Below are 19,915 nucleotides of genomic sequence, written 5' to 3'. Positions count from 1 at the left end.
TCTTTTCTGACTAGCTAATGTTCGTTATCGAATAATATAAACAAAAGATATCCCCAGTTTGACAGGTGCAATGGTGGTCTTACTATCGTTGACCGCACCCGGTTTCGGAGTACCCTTATCATACTTAAACTGACGGTAGCGCAACACACCCACTCCGGCAGTTGCTTCGATATTCCAATGATCGCCCAGCACCCATGCATATCCATAGGTCAAACCTGCGGCGTATGCATCGCCTTTGTGATGCACATCTTTCACCATCATATTAAAATTATTCACGAAAGCGGTGATTCCAAGAAAATGACTCACCATCGGACGATTTAGCCAGTAACGAACTTCAGGCTGAAAATGCGTGAAAGTCGTTTTAAAGTTGTCTGTACTGATTGGGTTCGCAGCAATCCCCATGTTTAAGGAGACATGGCTACCCAATACAAATTCTGCTTCTACATTCGGACTGGCGGTCAGCCAACCTAATGCATTTGTCTTTACAGCCACCCGCTGTGCGTGCACATGTACACCACAACATAATAACAGAAATGATAATGCAGCAATTACCCTGCGACCATTTCTCATCACATATACCATCATTTATTTCCCACTAAATATTTCCCACTAATATTTACCCACACAAAAAGGGCTTACTGTCCATTTTATATACTACTTGGACAGAAAGCCACAAAATTAGAAAAAATATAGTATTAAAAACGTTTAAACGCGCTTTTTTTGTTTTTTATTGCAACTATTTCCATCTTAGGCCATAATATATCATACTACGGATAAGATATACAATTTTTCTTTATTACAAATGAAACATCAGATACGCAACAATATAGGCTCCGGCGCAGCATCGGATTTTATCTTCTTATCGCCGATAACAACCGTACAGGGGGCAGAAGAAATAATATACCATTTTCCCCCTTTCTTTTCGAGCAATACATTGGCGGCATTGTCGGTCTGGATCATTATCCCGGGCGTAACCAATTGGGTTCCATTCCCTAAAAACAACGTCCGGTTTCCTGCATATTCATTGCTGATAACGGCATAATCCGCTTTCACTTTCATTCCCTGATAAGTAGCGGTTTGTGCGGCATCGGATAGAGAGAAGATATGATCTATACGTCCGTTTTTGCTTTTCACACAGATTCCGGCAAAGTCTTCTAAACCTGCTCCTTCCGCATCAAAGTAAGAGACGGACTGAATAGCGGACGGTTCCTTTTTCGTGCTCGGTTCGTATATCGAAACAAAAGGACGATTCCATGCTTCTCCATGCTGGCGGGCAACAAATGTCAGCGTCGGCTGCTCCTTTATATTATAGGGCATATTCGGTGTGCGGCTCAACCCTTCGGTCATTGGCGCCAAGGCCGTAAAGACTTCACGATCCGGTGCGCCTTTCATCCAAAGATTCATGTATATATCATCGCCATCCTTATCTTTCATATCAATGGTGAAAGTTGCCTTGACATCCTTATCGGTTGCAGCCACTTTCTTATCATATAAATAGGAATAAGCGTAAAGATGTGCACCTGCAAAGGAGAGTTCTTCCGTAGGCTGGAGATTCAGGTCGCTGCCATCTGCTGCCGTCAATGTCAAAGTCTGCCCAAGGTTATGATAGAAGTAATCGTGCATCTTATCGCCTCCTTTCTCTTTCCGGCTGCGGAATACATCGACATAATATCCTGTCTCCGCCCCGGTAGTGACAATACTCATCATACGGGTCTGATCCGCCCTGCTTTCCGGTTCGCGGAAATAAAGGTTACTGTAAGTGACGGACGTAAATGCTTTGCCCGGTTCCGCTGATGCCGGAAAACAGGAAAGCAACTCAAAAGAATGGTTACTTTTCATCACCGGATAGCTCGATATTCCATCCACACAAACTGTATTATGACTAGGAAATTGAGAATAATATTCTGCATAATCCAGTCCGCTGTACAGGAAAAGTCCGATACCTGCATCCGGTCCCAGTACATATCCTTTTCCGTAAAGTTCCATCGAAATACCGTTAGCGTGCATATGATTACCCTCACTGCCATTCAACGAAATCATCAAACTATTGCGCGGATGCATACCGTTGCGCTGTACCAGCCACGACACATTGGGAGCATAAAATAAAGGAGAAACATAATCTTCTATCTTTCCCGGCTGCACTTTGGGATTTAGCGTCAGCGGTTTATCTTCAAAGAAAGAATTGACAGATACACGCACATTCTTCTTTTCTGTTTTATCATTTCCCAAATCCGGGTTCAGGCATTTCAGTAAAGCCGTGAAATAGTTTTCCTGTCCTTTCTTCCCGTTCGCCTGTGCATTCTGTATCATACGGATAAAGAAGTTCGTACTCAAATATCCCGGATGCGTATCTCCAAAGCCACAAATCATGCGGTTGGGAAACAGATATTGGGGAGTGGTTGCTACCGCTTTCGACAATACAGGCATTGCTTTCACCAAATCATATTGCAGATTCGTATCAAACTGATTCACAAAATTGGCATAATCATTGATCACCACACTGCTATATCCCGGACATTCAGCCCAAATTCCTGTATTGGTGTCGAAACCGTAATCCGCCAGTCGCGTCAGACTCCATTGGCGGATGCTGGAACGGTTCATCACATAGTCGATATAATATTCGCGTCCTTTTCCGTCGGCATATTCCTTATTGTCTTCCAATACCAATCCGACATTCATAATAAACCGTGCCTGTAACAAATTCCAATTGTTATGAGGTACACCGTTCGCAATGATATTATCCGCCCATTTCTTGAAAGCTCCGGCATAGATTTCCATTTTATCCGGGTAATTAGCCTTTAGGTAATTATATAGAAAATCATATAAAGGGACAACGATATGGAGTGCATCTTCATGGATTACCTCAAAAGAAGTCAGCCCTACCAATGTTTGCTGATGCCCGTGGTTCAAGTCGATGGGGACATTTCTATAATAAATCCCCGTCATATATGTATCAAAGACTCCTGCGGCAAGTTTGGCGAACTTCTCTTCATCCGTCATCCAATAAAGGAAAGCGGCATCACGGGCAATTCCCAGAATTTCGCAGTTCAGACTTTCGATATTCCTCCCGGTTTTGGATGGGTGTACACTCTCCATAGGACGGTCGGGAAGTGCATTATTGCAAAAAGTCACATTCCCGTCCGCATCATCATAAGGAACGACATCCGCCAATTTGGGGCGGCCGTGACTAGCAGCCGTTCCACGGGTTCCTGTATAGCGCACAGTAGGATAAGGAGCCTTTTCACCGCCTGCATGGTCGAACGTTTCACCTTTCACATATACTTCCGTGGCATGAGATTTCCAGTACATCGCCAAACGGGACAACAACCAAGATGGTTGAGCATCCGTCAGGTTTGTATATACTTCCGTCCGTTCCTTCAATTTATTGAAGACATCTTTCGCCCATTCTTCTTTTCTAATCAACTTCCATGTTTCCTGCTTTCCCGCCGGAGTGGTCAGTACCCGCGGATGCGCCTGCGGCATCGTTTCCGGCAAGGGAATCGCTTGTCCGGATGCACTGTTCAGAAAGGATAAAAAACACAGTCCCAGTAAAATTCGTCTCATACTTCAATTATCTTTTATTAGGTTTGATACCTAATTAAATACGAAGATAGAGATTTATTTACCTAAATCCTCCGTCAAAGATCGGTTTTATTTGCACAAGAGCATGCTGTTATTCCAAACAAAGAATTATATTTGCAAAAAACCTACTAACAATTCTGATACTTATGAAAATCTTATCTATCCATGATTTGGCTACAATCAGGAAGAGAGCAGAACACAAACTTTCATTACGTGAAGAGAGTAATGAAAAAGTGACCGAAAAGTGCTGCGGACTGGCGTCCGGCACACAGCATCTTCAGATTCTTATCTGCGGCGGTACAGGGTGCAAAGCCTCTTCCAGTCAAGGCATTACGGAACATCTCCGGACAGCCATCGAAAAGAACGGCATTGCCGAAAAGGTAGAAGTCATCACAGTGGGCTGCTTCGGCTTCTGCGAAAAAGGTCCCATTGTGAAAATCATTCCCGACAATACATTCTACACACAGGTCACTCCCGAAGATGCGGAAGACATCATCACCGAACATATCATCGGCGGCCGGAAAATAGAAAGGCTGCTATACATAGATCCTAAAACGGAACAGACTGTCAGTGACTCCAAACACATGGATTTCTATCGGAAACAACTCCGTATCGCCCTGCGTAACTGTGGTTTTATTGATCCCGAAAACATCGAAGAATATATCGCCCGAGAGGGGTACTTCGCATTAGCCGATTGCCTGCTCAACAAACGACCGATGGATGTGATTGATATTATCAAACAGTCCGGTTTGCGCGGACGCGGCGGTGGCGGTTTTCCTACCGGATTGAAATGGGAGTTTGCCCATAAACAGAAATCAGATGTCAAATATGTAGTCTGTAATGCCGACGAGGGAGATCCGGGTGCGTTTATGGACCGTTCCATCATGGAGGGAGACCCTCATTCGATTGTAGAAGCGATGTGTGTCTGCGGTTATTCTATCGGTTCTTCCAAAGGATTGGTGTATATCCGTGCCGAATATCCGCTGGCTATCAACCGCCTGAAAACAGCTATCGGCCAGGCACGCCAATACGGGTTGCTGGGAGATCATATCTTGGGGACTGATTTTTGTTTCGATATAGAAATACGATATGGGGCAGGTGCATTCGTCTGCGGAGAAGAAACCGCCCTGATTCACTCCATGGAAGGAAAACGGGGTGAACCAACCCTCAAACCTCCCTTCCCTGCCGAATCCGGTTATTTGGGGAAGCCTACTAACGTAAACAATGTAGAGACGCTTGCCAACATCCCCATTATTTTGACGAAAGGTGCCGACTGGTTTGCAGCCATCGGAACGGAACGTTCCAAAGGAACGAAAGTATTCGCCCTTGCAGGAAAAATAAACAATGTCGGCCTGATTGAGGTACCGATGGGAACTACCCTCCGGGAAGTAATCTATGAAATCGGTGGCGGTATCAAAGGCGGAAAGAGGTTCAAGGCAGTGCAGACAGGCGGACCTTCGGGCGGTTGTCTGACAGAGAAACATCTGGATACTCCTATCGACTTCGATAATCTTCTGGCTGCCGGCTCTATGATGGGTTCGGGAGGTATGATTGTCATGGATGAAGACGATTGTATGGTATCGGTTGCCCGTTTCTACCTCGATTTCACCGTTGAAGAATCTTGCGGAAAATGTACGCCTTGCCGTATCGGCAACAAACGTCTGCTGGAACTGCTGAACAAGATAACGGAAGGAAGAGGTACGGAAAAAGACCTGGATACCCTCGCCACTTTGGGACAAGTTATCAAGGACACCGCTCTCTGCGGATTAGGGCAGACTTCTCCGAACCCTGTTTTATCAACGTTGGACAATTTCTATGATGAATACGTGGAGCATGTGCGGGATAAAACCTGTCGCGCCAAGCAATGTAAATCACTGCTGACTTATACGATCAATCCGGAGCATTGCATCGGTTGTCATTTATGCGCCAAAAACTGTCCGGCTGATGCAATCGGCGGCTTAGTGCGAAAACCGCATGTAATCAATCCTGATAAATGTATCAAGTGCGGCATGTGCATGGCACGCTGCAAATTCAATGCTATTCTTGTCTGCTAAAATCTATTTACTATGGAAGAAAAACAAATTACTCTCCAGATAGACGGTCATTTCATCACTGTGCCCGAGGGAAGCACCATTCTTGAGGCCGCTATCAAAATCGGTATCAATATACCTACGCTGTGTCATATCGACTTGAAAGGAACCTGTATAAAAAATAATCCGGCTTCCTGCCGTATTTGTGTGGTTGAAGTGATGGGACGACGCAACCTGGCTCCTGCCTGCGCTACCCGTTGCACGGAGGGCATGGTGGTAAAAACCAGTACCCTGCGCGTAATGAACGCCCGTAAAGTGGTAGCCGAACTGATCCTTTCGGATCATCCCAATGACTGTCTCACTTGCCCTAAATGCGGCAACTGCGAACTTCAAACGTTGGCACTGCGTTTCAATATTCGCGAAATGCCTTTCAATGGTGGTGAGCTGTCCCCCCGTAAGCGGGAAATTACTGCTTCTATCGTCCGTAATATGGATAAATGCATCTTCTGCCGCCGTTGTGAAAGTGTTTGCAATGATGTACAGACTGTCGGAGCATTGGGAGCCATCCGTCGCGGCTTCAACACCACCATCGCTCCCGCTTTCGACCGAATGATGACGGAAAGTGAATGTACTTACTGCGGTCAGTGTGTGGCTGTCTGTCCCGTAGGCGCATTAACGGAACGTGACTACACCAACCGCCTGCTTGACGATCTGGCTAATCCGGACAAAGTAGTGATTGTGCAGACCGCACCTGCCGTACGGGCTGCCCTAGGTGAAGAATTCGGATTTCCTCCCGGCACTCTGGTAACCGGGAAAATGGTATATGCGCTTCGCGAACTGGGATTCGACTATGTATTTGACACGGATTTTGCAGCGGATCTTACCATTATGGAAGAAGGTTCTGAAATTCTGAACCGATTGACACGTTATCTCAACGGAGATAAATCCGTGCGGTTACCTATCCTGACCTCCTGTTGTCCGGCATGGGTCAACTTCTTCGAACATCATTTCCCAGATATGTTGGACATTCCGTCTACCGCCCGCTCCCCACAACAGATGTTCGGTTCCATCGCCAAATCCTATTGGGCGGAGAAAATGGGCATACCCAGAGAAAAGCTGGTAGTCGTATCTATCATGCCTTGTCTGGCTAAAAAGTACGAATGTGCCCGTGATGAGTTCAAAGTGAACGGTATCCCCGATGTAGACTATTCCATTTCCACCCGTGAGCTGGCACGACTGATTAAACGTGCCAATATCGGCTTCCCTCTCGTACTGGATAGCCCATTCGACAACCCGATGGGTGAATCGACAGGCGCCGGTGTCATTTTCGGAACAACAGGTGGCGTAATGGAAGCCGCTCTCCGTTCTGTCTATGAAATCTATACCGGAGAACCTCTGAAAAATGTAAATTTCGAACAAGTACGCGGACTAAGCGGTGTTCGTCGTGCTACTATTAACCTAAACGGATTTGAATTAAAAGTAGGCATCGCACACGGACTAGGCAACGCTCGTCATCTATTGGAAGATATACGGAACGGGCACAACGAATATCATGTCATCGAAATTATGGCTTGCCCCGGAGGCTGTATCGGTGGCGGCGGGCAGCCTTTGCATCACGGCAACTCGGAAATACTCTATGCACGCGCTAACGCACTTTACCGCGAAGACGCCAACAAACCTTTGCGCAAATCGCACGAGAATCCGTATATCAAGACATTATACGAGGATTATCTCGGCAAACCGCTGGGTGAGAAATCGGAAACTCTCCTGCATACGCATTATTTCAACAAAGCGATTGATTAACTTTTAAATGAAGAGTATTATGTCAGATATCAAACTAGCCTGTGACATGGCAGAGCAAATCAAAACGATCTGCGACAAACATGGAAATAACCCGGGCGAACTTATCAATATTTTGCATGAAGCACAGCATCTGCAAGGGTATTTACCCGAGGAGACGCAACGGATTATCGCTTCCAAACTCGGAATTCCCGTATCAAAAGTGTATGGTGTGGTCACTTTCTATACTTTCTTTACCATGACTCCCAAAGGGAAACATCCCATCTCTGTTTGTATGGGTACAGCCTGCTATGTACGTGGCTCTGAAAAATTGCTGGAAGAGTTCAAACGTGTATTGGGTATCGAAGTAGGAGATACGACTCCGGACGGAAAATTCTCATTAGACTGTCTGCGCTGTGTAGGCGCCTGTGGACTGGCTCCGGTAGTGATGATCGGCGAAAAGGTGTACGGACGCCTGCAACCGGTAGATGTAAAAAAGATTATTGAAGAATTGGAATAAACGCTCAAACGTTTCTATATAAAAATTAAAGCGGCTGCTTTGATTATTCAAAACAGTCGCTTTTACAAATTTCAAATAACACTAAAAAAAGCGGAGAGAACGAGATTCGAACTCGTGATACCCTTTAGGGGTATACACGCTTTCCAGGCGTGCCTCTTCAACCACTCGAGCACCTCTCCTTGTTCGGGGCGCAAAAGTACAGGAAGTTTCCGTAACTCGCAAATATTTGAGAAGAATAATGCAATATTTTTTATATTCAGACTTTTATTGAAAAGATTTATACATCTACTTATTTAAATTCAAGGTAATATATTCGAATAGGGAGAGAAATAAAAAAAAGTCCTGCCATGATAATATGTCATGTAGGACTTTTTTATTGCCTTAAGTTTTTTGGGCGGAGAGACAGGGATATGAACCTTTTCTCCACAAGTACCTTGTTTTCAAGGTTATAATAATGTCAAATTATCTCTTAGTAATGTTTTAGTAACTGAAAAATGTCCAGTTATGTCTTTCATCGTCTTTATGATGTCAGCTCATACAACATTACTATACAAAGATAATATAACTCATTCAATTATCAAAATAACTCGCTCTGATTTTACAAATTCATTTTTTGACATATATTTGGCACAAATTGAATATCATTATTGATCATGCCCGACTGTTAGGCCTATTTTTCTAACGATTACTCTGTTGGCATATCATCTTTCTTATTCTGCCAATCATCGGCAATCATGCCCCAGTCAATTTTGCATTCCTTTAATCCAGTCCATACGTCCCAATAATCTGGATCATCCGACTGAGGGCATTGATTCTTAGGCAATGTTCGCATTTTAACCATAATAGGTAGCTCGGATGCCCACCCTAATAATACAGCATATTGAGAAGGTAACGATGGCATTTCACGAAGAATCCCTCTCATATTGTCTGGCAACAAACGGTGAACCAATTCTTGGTCTCGGTCATTAGATATACGATGCAATAGGAAAGAATTGCATTGTGATAGCACTGTCGATGATAGTTCAGATGGTCTTTGTGATGATAAAACCAATCCCAATCCGAACTTTCTGCCCTCTCGCGCAATCTTCTCAAACACTTTGCAACATTGTGTAGTTGGTCCAGTATTCTCAGCATCATCATTGTAACGTTTCACAAAATAATGTGCCTCTTCCATAACCAAGACCGTCGGCAGGCATTGCTTATTCAGCCTGAGATAACGTTGTTGTGCTTCAAATACCATACGAGCTATGACTGCCGTAACAATGCTTGTCACATCAGTAGGGAGCAAGGACAAATCAATGATTGTCAGCGACTCTTTATTGTCAGCACCTATATAGTTTCCCAACCATTCACTCAGCTTGAGGGTCTCGTTATCAATAACCTTCTTGACTCGTACATCTGTCAGCAATGTCTTGATGCGTGGCATAAGAGTAACAATATAGTCTGTGGTATTCAGAATCTCCGCGTTGGCTTCTATTGAGCGTATAAAATTCTCTCCTGTGAACGGGATAGGGCTATCCTCATCGGTTGGAAGAAACTCCTCCTCTTTACCTCCAGCCTTTGCATACACCTCTTTCAACAGCGTTATCAAACTATCAACTTCGGCTCTTGTATAATCATAATGAGGATGTGTTCCACTTCTTGCATTTATCAATTCGTTCGCCTTGGCTTCAAATGCTTGAATAGCATCCTTCAGTTCACCAGAATAATCCTCGTCACTTACTATCCCGCTTACCCACTTCTCAACAGATTGGTGGAAATTCTTAGGGAAAGGAAATTTCCCCCATGGATTACCCGCCGCTTTATTGACCTCAATAGTATCAATAATTGTACGGACATAGCTGGCCAATTCTCGTTGCTTAGATAATTCCTCAAACACGATTCCACTTTTCACAGACTTCAACGCATGTACAATCGTTGTTCTATGAGTCTTGGGTGATGCTTTGGTAAACCCGCACCATTCGTCAGTATTCCAAAACCACAAAGGCACTTCGAGCTGCTTTTTCCCATCGCCATTCTCTACATTCACCATATAGATATTTGCCTCCTGCTTGTCAACAAAAGCCTTGCTATACTCTCCATTCGGATCTAATACAATGAACCTACTATTCACTGTTTTTGCACTATCAACCAGTTTTTCTCTAGCACTTTCAAGCGACCAACGTATCAGACCAGCTACGGAACAAGATTTCCCACTCCCAGTATTACCAAGTACTGCAAGATGACGTCCAAACAAGCGATCGGGATCAATCATAACCTTGGCATTACCCACAAGAGGGCTATTACCAATATACACTCTTCGGTTATCTCCTGATTCGATTATAGACCTCAACTGGTCCTCCATTGGTAGAATAACAATATCTCCTACTGACGGGAATGTCTCTAAACCACGTTTAAACTTATAGCCATCCTCTGTAGCCACTAGTGTTCCCACGGGCTGTAACTCCATTTTTCGCAATGGAAATGGCAAGTCAATCAGCCCAAAGTCTTGAAATCCACTTCGTTTAGGATAAGGTGATCGCTGTATGGTAATCCACGATACCTGCCCTACTACAAAACCCAAATCAACGGGAATCATCAAATATCCGTTGATACGTGGAAAACTCCGTGGCATCCCTGTATTAAGTGCGACACTATCGGGTGATTCTATGTCTAGTTGCACTTCTATTCTATCCGGTGAAATATATTCCACCGTACCTACACGTAGTGAAGCAAGTTGTTCAATAGGCGTTGTAATCATATGCTATACAATTGATGTAGTTGGAGTAGTGGGTGTTATGGAAGCAGGCGCAGCTGTAGTAGCTGAAGTCGGAGTAGATAACACTGGCGATGTAGCCGCAGGTGAACCTGAAGCAGCTCCCATGCGGTGCTGTAATAGTTCAGCCATTCTAATAGTGGTTCTATCAATAGCAGACTTAGGCAAGTAGTCATTAGCCAGATTGGTAATGTCACCCAAGTTTTTACCTATCAAAATAGACATCTGTGCATAATGAGCAGATTCATAATAGAACTTTAAGATACGGCTAATTGGATCATCAAAGGATATAACCACCAAGTGTGTTGAAGGAATAGTAAGCATATCATGAACTACCCTATTAATATGTTCATCACCAAATCCGTATCCGTATGTTACCAGTGTACTGTTTGGTCTGCAAATGGCAGCAGCAAAATCACGGAACAATTCCACGTATGGATATTCAGCTGTTTCGCGGTCTTTGGCAGAGTTGGGATATATCATCAACTTTAGTGGATCAGCACTCTGCAGTCCTGGTGCATTCAGATATGGGGCAATATCATCAGCACCCAACGGTACTCCTACACGTCGGATTTCACTCCCATTCTGTATCCAGTCAACAGAACCATGAAGCTTCGTCAGCCTTGCTACACCTTCCAGATAACGTGGTTCCCCTCGTATTCCTGGCGGGTTATAATGAATGTCCAAATTGAGCCTTGAAGAACGGAACACAGGCATCATGGTTCCTACGAACCTATCCATCAAATGGACACCTGCCAACTCTGCGCCAACTTCAATTAGACGGTCATAATTGGTAGTGAATATGTTCAGCCTTTCTCTATTTCCTGTACGACTTGCAAAGCTGAGAAGGAAATTAACGAGTACCGAATAAGCGTTCTCTCGTTTATCTTCATTAGCAGTTGCTATACTATTTTCGGTCTTTAGTATGGATTTTGCAAACTCTGAGATGATTGAGTTTAGTTCTGTTTCTAATGCTGTAGCCTCGGTGTCTTTCTTTAAGATTTTCAATCCACGGAGCAAATCATTGGCTGTTCTTATCTGGTCTTCAATATTACCATTCTCACGACCACTAGCTTTTGCCGAGACTTCAGCAGCCGCTTTAATTTCATCTTTATACTTGGTGAATGTGGTTAAACCCATCGTAGTGCCGCCACTTGCTCCAGCTAAGAAACTGATAGCATTAGTTATTCCAGAGCCACAAAGTAGTGACAAATGCTCAGACTGAAAAAGTGAGGTTAGCCAAGGTTCTATGCGTGAACGAAAAACAGTCTTATTTACTTCACTAGTATCAGGCAGCCAACCGCAAGCGTCACCATTCTGCACTTTCCCGTCTTTGTCAACAAGAATCAGTTCGCGGTCATCCCGAGTCTTGATAACATTCCCGCCAGCATCCAGCACTGTTTGGGCTTTCTCTATTTTCTGTTTTGTATCCATATATAGATTTAATAGATTTGTAACTATATTTATTCGATGCAAAAGATTTTTTAAATCGTATCTCATTCTCTTGCCTTGAAAATACTATTCATCTTTAAGCTTTATCAATCCTTTAATAACATAATTAGTCGGCCAAGTTTAGAATAAATATATTCTCTGTCACTTGCTTGTTTTTTCGCTATCGGATACAAGCTATTGAATACAAAGGTAGTATTTTCTTGGAATTGCTTTGTTTAAGGAGTTTGAATATTTTTTTGTAATATACCTCATCAGATATAATTGCAGTATATAATATCAAATTATACCTTTACTGATATTATATTGAATATTTGTATTAACTTATTATACAAACAACAAAATATGAAATCTATTCGGAGCTATTTTCTTTTATTTTTTTTATTATAAAATCTCGTTTAACAAAAGAAATTAAACCATTCACAAAGTACATATGATTATACCAATTCACAACGACAGTGGTTAAAAGCCAGTATCCTATATGGATCAAATATCCATACCAAGTTGATGGATTAGAATTCACATATTTTATCCCCAATAAATATATTACAATGACAACAAACACATATACGACTCCCCACACTCTCATTTTCATAATCTTATTTTCAATATATTTATCCTCCAATTGGACTTTCAAAGAACTGTTTTCACTTGCTAATTCCTCATTCTTTGCAGTAGTTTCGAGATAAATATCTTCATTCTTTGCAGTTCGTTCAATATATTCCAACAAGGCCGGAGATGACAACGTTAATAACCTATCAGCTTCATTTTTGTCAATTTCACCTTCAGACATTCTAATACATAACTTTGCAATAGATGCTTCACTAATATTATTTTCTATTTGTAATCTTGCAATTCTATCTTGTATTTTTGAAATAACTTTGTGAGACGGATAATGTTCAGAACGGTATTTAATTACGTTGGCTGAAAGACTTGTCATAGCAAGCATACTTTTAGTGTTTCTAATAGATAGAGAAGGATTTGCAAACCATAACAATACAAGCAAATCGGAAGCAGTAATGCTAATCCTCTGCCAAACAGGTAGGTTCTTTTCTTTCCTATTAACAGAATAGGAGTTGTTTAAAAACCAACAGTTCACATCATTAAATTCTGTTATAATTTTATCCTTTCGTTTATATGCAACATATTCCTGAGCTAATAAATCATTAAAAGCACTTTCTTTATTTCCACGAATATTAGTGAGAGTCCGCAAATCTTTGGATTTACTCGTCTTTTCATAAAGTGTCCGAATATTCTGGTTGTATACAATAGAAATTCCCTTTTCTAAAAGATCGTTCCTTAAATTGTCCTTGCATGCTTCTAAAAAAGAACGATCTAAACCACGCCTACTACACGCAGAAAGTATATCAGCAACATCTAATGTCGCAAATAAATCTTTAGATTTAAATTGTTTAACCTTGCTAGATAACAAGATGCGAATCTGTTCTATTGTTGTTTCAAGAATAGAGTAACGGAAACCCATCGCAATTGTCAAGTCATATAATTGCTTACAAGCCGAATAAGATTCTTCTGTATTAAGATCAATTAAACTGATATAAAAATTTGTATCAACTAGTAACTCTGTGTCGATAATACGATCCCTTATTTCAAATTTAAAATAAGAAGAAATAATTCCACCTAGATAAATGCTACAAATTATATCAAAATAAAAGTCTTTCTTTTTTATTCTATCATATACATACTTTGAAACATGATATGATTGATTATAGATAGCCGTGGACTGATTGTCGAAAATTCTATTCTTTTGGTCTTGAATAAAAGTTACGAGTTCTTCAAAATTGTAAGGTACATTGCGTCCCTTGCAATATACTTTGTAATTGTTTGCAAGTATATTTATAAGTTTCTTTTGGTTTTGATAATCTTCAGTAATTGTAGATACACATTCTGAACCAATAACAAACGAATGATCGCTATTTAATATAAAACTACCTCCCGAATGTTCGCAAACCTGTGACATTAATGTAGAAATGACTGGAACTGGTATCTCTATTTGAAAATATTCTTTTATAGAATCAAAAATTTCAGAATAGTCCTTACCCATTATTGCAGATCCCTTCTTACGCAACATTCTATTTAAAGTTTCCTTAATCAATGGTACAAAAAGTTGTGTAAGACTTTCATTACAATCATTTTCATACTTATCTCTTATGAAAGAGAGTAATGAATATGTAGCTAAAAGATTTTCATTCACCATAATTGATTCACTATTTTTTGTAGCAATATTTAATTTACTTAATTGTGTATCTTATTTCTTAACTCTAACACATAAACCATTCAACATAATAACTTACATCTTGATTTCTATCGCCATGTACCACTATGCAAACAATATTTATAAGATCATGAATAGCACTTTTACATGTAAGAATAACAATAACCTCTTGAAAAATAAGCGAAATAGAAGTGCTTAATTCATATACTTGAATCTCAACCTATTTTTTACTATACCTTTTCCTTACTTTATGTCAGAGACTTTATCTACAAAAGTAGTTAAAATATAACAGAAACGGATAAATAAATAATTGTTTTTTAGTATGTGTCCACAGAATATATAAAAAAGAGATAAGTTATTGAGCATCAGAATAGAGTTGCAACCAAGTATCGTAATAGGTTACGAATTAGTTATATACAGAATGTTTTGGATTTCTGTGCGTTGCATAGCTTCAAATAACTCTTTATGCAAAGGTAGCGTAAAAAATGGATATACCAAAAGAAGTTTTATATAAAATCTAAAGATTAAATCTCCACCCTTTTCAGCGGTATAAAAGACCTTCTTTTCGTCTGAATACCGTTACCCTATAAATCGGGCAACCATATTCAGCCTATGGCATAGCCGCAGAACAATCCCCCGCCGACAGCGTTCATCAGAACACTTGCCGACGGGGGATATTTCTTTTTCCGGCTATGCGAAGCGGTATCTTTTATGATTATCTACCCGCCCGTTATTTGGTAACGTCTTTAAAAGCCGTGTCCATAGCCTCATAATGGTCGCCGTCATGAATACTTAAAGCAGCTACAAAGCTGTTTAAGGTACGAATGGCATCTAAACGATGTTCTGCACTTTGTTCTTCCGGATTGCTCAATACATCTATTGCCGTAGTCAGATGTCCTTTCAATTCCTGTAATGTTGATAAATCCTGAATAGGCAACAAATAAAAGAGTTCATCCCCGTCAGAGGATTTTACGATGCCTTGTAAGGCGGTTGATTGTAATTCCATAGGTTGTATATTTAAAAATGACGTAACGCTGCCGGTCACGCATCCGAGGCATCGCCAAACGCCCAAAACAAGATGAACCGACAGGTTACGTCAAGATATAACCCATCCGGTTCATTTACTCTTGCTTTTTGAAATTGGCGATTTCCGGATTGCAGTAAACGAACAAATACCACGATGCTATTTGCATCGCCGATTGCAAAGATAGAAAAAGAAAAGAATATATTTATTCCCTATGCTGGAAAGTATTTATAAATCATTGATTCCAAGTCATATTTCAGATAGATAATTGGAAATTCAAATACCATAGTGGGTAACCACTATGGGTAATTAATAATCAATTCTTAAATCTGCCTCTTTATTCGTTTACCTCCGTTTTGAATTAATCTTAATCGGTCAGATCAGTCATTCTCGTTTAAGTGGCAAAGGTATTTACGGGTTCTTCACGGACAAACAAGGTCGAGCCGCAAGCGGTTCTGAAAAAAATCTTCCTGCCGTACTTCGTCCGGAGAGTATTTTTTTCATAAACCTTGTTTGTCCTAAACCCTACACCTTTTTGTGCCCCTGAAACGAAAACGACCGACCCGACCGAAAAACGCATAAAAAAAACGTCGGATAACCGAGAGGCAGATAAAAAAATAATTGAAACTCAACTCCCTCACCTCTTGAATCCGCATAAACTTAAAAAAACAGCGAAAATGAAAACAAGGTATAAGATAGCAGTTTGGGCACTTGTTGCCGTAGCAGGTTCACTCCTTTTGGGTGGTGGCTTTTGGTGGTGGTTAGCAGGCTTATTGGTGGGCAAGTTTGTAATACGCATACTCTTTACCATAGCGTTGGCGATAGTCATTTACTGTCTTGTCTATGCCTTCATCATCGGTGGAATACTTTGGATATTAATCGGATAAAACAATATGGATATGATAGCGACACAATTCGTACAGTGGGAAGTTCAACCCCTTGAAAACTTGAATGGAAGCCGTGTGTACCAGCTTCGGGAAAAACTCAACAACGGACAAAAATTGGACAGAGCCGAAAAGGATTGGCTTGCGGAGAATGTGCGGAACAACGCCTGTTTCCGTACCGCAGTGCCACTGATGGGCTACCGTTTCGACTTTTCAGACGTACTCCGCAAATTCCTTGTGAACCAATACGGACAATGGAGCGAATATTATGCGCCCGACAAAACAAGCCTTCGCAATACCTTATACGGCACAATCAATCAAATAGTAGAAATTCAATCAAAATAGTATCATAATGAGAACAAGAAGAGGAAAGACAGCAGCGCAGCAATGCAGATATTACGAGGTAGACAACATTTTCGAGTATATGGTATCGACCTACATAAACGGCAACATCACTTCATTTAAGGAACTGCACAAGGAGTTGAACCGTGAAGCGAAGAAAGACTTTATCGACTATCTGTTCAACGAGGTAATCCCTGCATGGCGGATAGAAATAATACAAGCAACCATTTAACAACCCTAAAATAAATATACAATGAAAGTATCAGCACCTTTTAAGAACGCTATCCAATCCTATCTGGAACAGAGAGCCGAATATGACGAATTATTCGCCCGTTCGTACCGCAACCCATTGAAAAACATAGAAGATTGTATAACCTATATTTTGAACTATGTTCAGAAAAGCGGTTGTAACGGTTTTGATGATGATGAAATATTCGGGCAAGCCGTACACTACTACGATGAAGCCGATATTGAGATAGGCAAGCCAATCGACTGCAAAGTAGTGGTAAACCACCATGTGGAACTAACCGAAGAAGAAAAGGCACAGGCACGTAAGGATGCCATTAAGCGAGCCGAGAACGAGGCTTACCAAAAAATGGCGCAACGTAAGCCTGCTTCCACCAAGAAAGAGAGCAAAAATAACAATAACGGACAAATGACACTATTATTCTGACAATTATGAAACCGAGAACAAAGATACAGAAAGAGGTAATGCGCCTAAGCAAGCGACTTCCTAAAATTACAGAGGTACAAAGACGGTATGCTTTCCACCACAGTTTTGAACATATCGGGCGCAGGTCTGCCAAAGGCATCATCACCTGTGGTGAGTGCGGACACCAATGGCAGGGCAATGGAGCGTTGGCAGATACCCTTTGCGATTGTACTTGTCCTCATTGCGGCATGGAACTAAAAGTCCATACCACCCGAAAACGGGTATTTAAGGAGAACGAGTATTTCTCTATCATTACCGCCTGCAAAGGTTATCAAGTAATACGTTTTTTCTTTGCGAAAGCATATTATAAAATCGGACAAGCTGCCGAATACTCCATTTACGAGGTTGCCCAACGTTGGATTGCCCCCAATGGTAAATTTGAAACGATTGCCAAACTAAGGGGAATAAGTTTCATCTACTATGATTTATGGCAGGAATACAGCCCGATGGAAATCCGCAGGAACCACCATGTATATGATATAACCCCTGCCTGCACTTATCCGAGAGTGAGGATAATTCCCGAACTCAAGCGTAACGGCTTCAAAGGGGAGTTTCATAACCTCCAACCGTTTGAACTGTTCTGTGAACTATTAAAGAACAACCAAGCGGAAACACTGATAAAGACAGGGCAATACAGCCTGCTAAGTTATTTCATACGCTATTCATCCAAAAGTGTCGCCACTTATTGGAATGCTATCCGTATTGCAACCCGCAGCAAATACATAGTGGAAGATGCAGGTATATGGTGTGATTATATCGACCTGCTCCGCTATTTCAATAAGGACACCAACAATCCGAAATGCATTTGTCCTGCCGACTTGAAAGCCGAGCATGACCGCCTTGTGCGGAAGAAAACGGAACGTTTGGAACGTGAACGGATTGAACAGCAGAAGCACAAGGCATTGGAAAATGAACGGAAATTCCAAGAACTGAAAGCCAAATTCTTCGGCATATCATTTACCGACGGCACTATACAAGTACGGGTATTGGAAAGTGTAGCCGAGTTTTTAGAGGAAGGAACAGCAATGCACCATTGTGTATTTACCAATACTTATTATCTCAAACCCGACAGCCTTATACTTTCCGCCTGCATAGACGGCAAACGGATAGAAACGATAGAAGTGTCGCTCAAAACGCTGAAAGTCCTGCAAAGTCGTGGTGTTTGCAATAAGAATACCGAATATCACGACCGTATTATTGAACTTGTAAACAAGAACAAACGCCTTATCCGTAAACGGATGGCAGCATAATCAATTAACAGATAATAGAATATGGAAACGACCTATAAAACGATAATTGTTACTTTCAGAGAAAGTATCGACAGGCTGAACAACATCTTTGATACTCCCCAAACGTGGGGAGTATCCACTCTCAAAGAGTGGGTAGATGCCTATGAAAGCAGCCGACTTGTACAGATTGGCAAAAATACGGTGGTAATCACTTCCGAGTATAACATGGAACATGTTGTCGAGTGGCTACAGCGATATACACCGATAGAAACATTGCAGGAGGACTAAGCCATGTACAGATTATTTATAGGCTTTCGGAAAATAGGCGAGTTCCCGACCATTCGGGAAGCCAAGAAATTTGCAACAGAGAGTGGATTAATAGGCGTGTTCACTCTCATAGGAGACAATTATCACGATAGTTGGTATAAATTTCAATCAGTAGTAAACATGAAACCATTAAACAGAAACGAAGTGTCTGTCAGCCAAGCAAGGCAAAAGAAATGCCACTATTACAAGAACATTGTAAAAAGGCATCTGAACGAAATAAAAGAGAACATCAAATACTCAAAAAATAACATGGAGAAGGATTTTTACGAAGGCAGGTATGCCGTACAATTAAGCGTTTATGCAAAAGCGTTGAATGTACAGGAAAAATATTTGGAGAGGTTCATTTAATCACAATAACGAATAGAATAATTATAAATCAGCTTATGGAATCATTGAACAAGAACGGCGTATCCGTATGCCAAGCAGGAGAGGAAAAGTCTGTGTATTTCAACCTAATGCCCCGATTGCGTAAGAAAAGCAGGTATTGCCAATACGACTATCGCACCCCCGAAGGGGTACTTTTCAGCACTGTAGCCCCGACATTGGAAATATGCAGAGAACGAAAGGACGAATGGTTAAACTCTAAAAACAAAGAACAATGATAGCACAGACGATTTTACAGCAAATAGGCGGAAGTCGTTTTTCCACCATGACCGGAAGCAAGAATTTCATAGATTTGGGAAACGGGTTAAGAATGAGCCTTGCGAGGAACAAGACCTCCGCAAACCGTCTTGAAATAATTTTGGATAGGGAAACGGACACTTATACAATGAAGTTTTACCGTCAGACATTCAGCAAAAAGACCTTTGAAGTATCTAAAAAGGATATTGCGCTGCATGAAGGCGTCTATTGCGATATGCTGGAAGAAATGTTCACTTCCACCACAGGATTATACACAAGGCTATGATAGGACGGGCGGTGAAAACCGCCCGGCACTACTTTTGACAGTGAGCTAAGGCGGCACAAAAGTAGCTTATCAAAACTTATCCATTATCCAAACTATTTATTGTATCATTATTGTATAACAACATGTTATACAAAAATAGTTT

18 protein-coding genes and 1 tRNA gene are annotated in these 19,915 nt (G+C 41.4%); 12 read left to right on the top strand and 7 right to left on the bottom strand.

What is annotated here, in order from left to right; translation table 11 throughout:
- Positions 1-24: 24 nt before the first annotated feature.
- Complete coding sequence (locus I2I13_RS05060; RefSeq protein ID WP_148366366.1) at positions 25-570, bottom strand: DUF3575 domain-containing protein; 546 nt, start codon at positions 568-570, stop codon at positions 25-27.
- 240 nt (positions 571-810) lie between these two features.
- Complete coding sequence (locus I2I13_RS05055; RefSeq protein ID WP_195648991.1) at positions 811-3,564, bottom strand: heparinase II/III family protein; 2,754 nt, start codon at positions 3,562-3,564, stop codon at positions 811-813.
- Positions 3,565-3,728: 164 nt separating this feature from the next.
- Between I2I13_RS05055 and I2I13_RS05050 the strand changes: the two genes are divergently transcribed.
- The 3 genes from I2I13_RS05050 to nuoE are packed head-to-tail and all read left to right on the top strand — an operon-like array spanning position 3,729 to position 7,911.
- Entirely contained in the window at positions 3,729-5,636 is a 1,908-nt protein-coding gene (locus I2I13_RS05050) for an NADH-quinone oxidoreductase subunit NuoF (protein WP_195648990.1), read from the top strand.
- A gap of 12 nt (positions 5,637-5,648) precedes the next feature.
- Entirely contained in the window at positions 5,649-7,415 is a 1,767-nt protein-coding gene (locus I2I13_RS05045; RefSeq protein WP_117935148.1) for an NADH-dependent [FeFe] hydrogenase, group A6, read from the top strand.
- 19 nt (positions 7,416-7,434) lie between these two features.
- A complete protein-coding gene (nuoE, locus tag I2I13_RS05040; RefSeq protein WP_117935149.1) occupies positions 7,435-7,911 on the top strand; it encodes an NADH-quinone oxidoreductase subunit NuoE in 477 nt (158 codons plus the stop codon).
- A 91-nt stretch (positions 7,912-8,002) separates the two neighbouring features.
- Here the strand turns inward: nuoE and I2I13_RS05035 are convergent.
- The 5 genes from I2I13_RS05035 to I2I13_RS05015 all read right to left on the bottom strand — a co-directional run bounded on the left by I2I13_RS05035 (position 8,003) and on the right by I2I13_RS05015 (position 15,354).
- Positions 8,003-8,090: transfer RNA gene (locus I2I13_RS05035), tRNA-Ser, on the bottom strand.
- A 506-nt stretch (positions 8,091-8,596) separates the two neighbouring features.
- A complete protein-coding gene (locus I2I13_RS05030; protein WP_195648989.1) occupies positions 8,597-10,651 on the bottom strand; it encodes an ATP-binding protein in 2,055 nt (684 codons plus the stop codon).
- Between the two features lie 3 nt (positions 10,652-10,654).
- Complete coding sequence (locus tag I2I13_RS05025; RefSeq protein WP_195648988.1) at positions 10,655-12,100, bottom strand: SIR2 family protein; 1,446 nt, start codon at positions 12,098-12,100, stop codon at positions 10,655-10,657.
- A 367-nt stretch (positions 12,101-12,467) separates the two neighbouring features.
- Entirely contained in the window at positions 12,468-14,330 is a 1,863-nt protein-coding gene (locus I2I13_RS05020) for a hypothetical protein (RefSeq protein ID WP_195648987.1), read from the bottom strand.
- Between the two features lie 748 nt (positions 14,331-15,078).
- The gene (locus tag I2I13_RS05015; RefSeq protein WP_195648986.1) at positions 15,079-15,354 is read right to left on the bottom strand and encodes a hypothetical protein; all 276 of its coding nucleotides are present in this window, start codon (positions 15,352-15,354) and stop codon (positions 15,079-15,081) included.
- A gap of 695 nt (positions 15,355-16,049) precedes the next feature.
- On the opposite strand from I2I13_RS05015, the gene I2I13_RS05010 reads away from it, so the two are divergent.
- From I2I13_RS05010 to I2I13_RS04970, 9 genes are read left to right on the top strand one after another with little or no spacing between them, the layout of a single operon-like run.
- The gene (locus tag I2I13_RS05010; protein WP_195648985.1) at positions 16,050-16,259 is read left to right on the top strand and encodes a hypothetical protein; all 210 of its coding nucleotides are present in this window, start codon (positions 16,050-16,052) and stop codon (positions 16,257-16,259) included.
- A gap of 6 nt (positions 16,260-16,265) precedes the next feature.
- Complete coding sequence (locus I2I13_RS05005; RefSeq protein WP_195648984.1) at positions 16,266-16,601, top strand: molybdenum ABC transporter ATP-binding protein; 336 nt, start codon at positions 16,266-16,268, stop codon at positions 16,599-16,601.
- Between the two features lie 7 nt (positions 16,602-16,608).
- Positions 16,609-16,830 (top strand): hypothetical protein, encoded by a 222-nt coding sequence (locus tag I2I13_RS05000; protein WP_195648983.1) that lies wholly within the window; start codon positions 16,609-16,611, stop codon positions 16,828-16,830.
- Positions 16,831-16,851: 21 nt separating this feature from the next.
- The gene (locus I2I13_RS04995; RefSeq protein ID WP_195648982.1) at positions 16,852-17,271 is read left to right on the top strand and encodes a PcfK-like family protein; all 420 of its coding nucleotides are present in this window, start codon (positions 16,852-16,854) and stop codon (positions 17,269-17,271) included.
- Positions 17,272-17,276: 5 nt separating this feature from the next.
- The gene (locus I2I13_RS04990; RefSeq protein WP_195648981.1) at positions 17,277-18,560 is read left to right on the top strand and encodes a PcfJ domain-containing protein; all 1,284 of its coding nucleotides are present in this window, start codon (positions 17,277-17,279) and stop codon (positions 18,558-18,560) included.
- Between the two features lie 21 nt (positions 18,561-18,581).
- Complete coding sequence (locus I2I13_RS04985; protein ID WP_195648980.1) at positions 18,582-18,827, top strand: hypothetical protein; 246 nt, start codon at positions 18,582-18,584, stop codon at positions 18,825-18,827.
- 3 nt (positions 18,828-18,830) lie between these two features.
- A complete protein-coding gene (locus I2I13_RS24415; RefSeq protein ID WP_229128562.1) occupies positions 18,831-19,214 on the top strand; it encodes a hypothetical protein in 384 nt (127 codons plus the stop codon).
- Positions 19,215-19,249: 35 nt separating this feature from the next.
- On the top strand, positions 19,250-19,468 hold the full coding sequence (locus I2I13_RS04975; RefSeq protein ID WP_195648979.1) for a DUF3873 family protein: 219 nt from the start codon (positions 19,250-19,252) through the stop codon (positions 19,466-19,468).
- Complete coding sequence (locus I2I13_RS04970; protein ID WP_195648978.1) at positions 19,465-19,773, top strand: hypothetical protein; 309 nt, start codon at positions 19,465-19,467, stop codon at positions 19,771-19,773. Before I2I13_RS04975 ends, I2I13_RS04970 begins: the two co-directional genes overlap by 4 nt.
- Positions 19,774-19,915: the final 142 nt, after the last annotated feature.

This window comes from Bacteroides sp. D55t1_190419_B8, assembly GCF_015558905.1.
GTDB classification, from domain to species: Bacteria; Bacteroidota; Bacteroidia; order Bacteroidales; family Bacteroidaceae; genus Bacteroides; species Bacteroides vicugnae.
The sequence above is the reverse complement of the archived record's forward strand: the minus strand, read 5'-3'. Positions and strand labels throughout refer to the sequence as shown.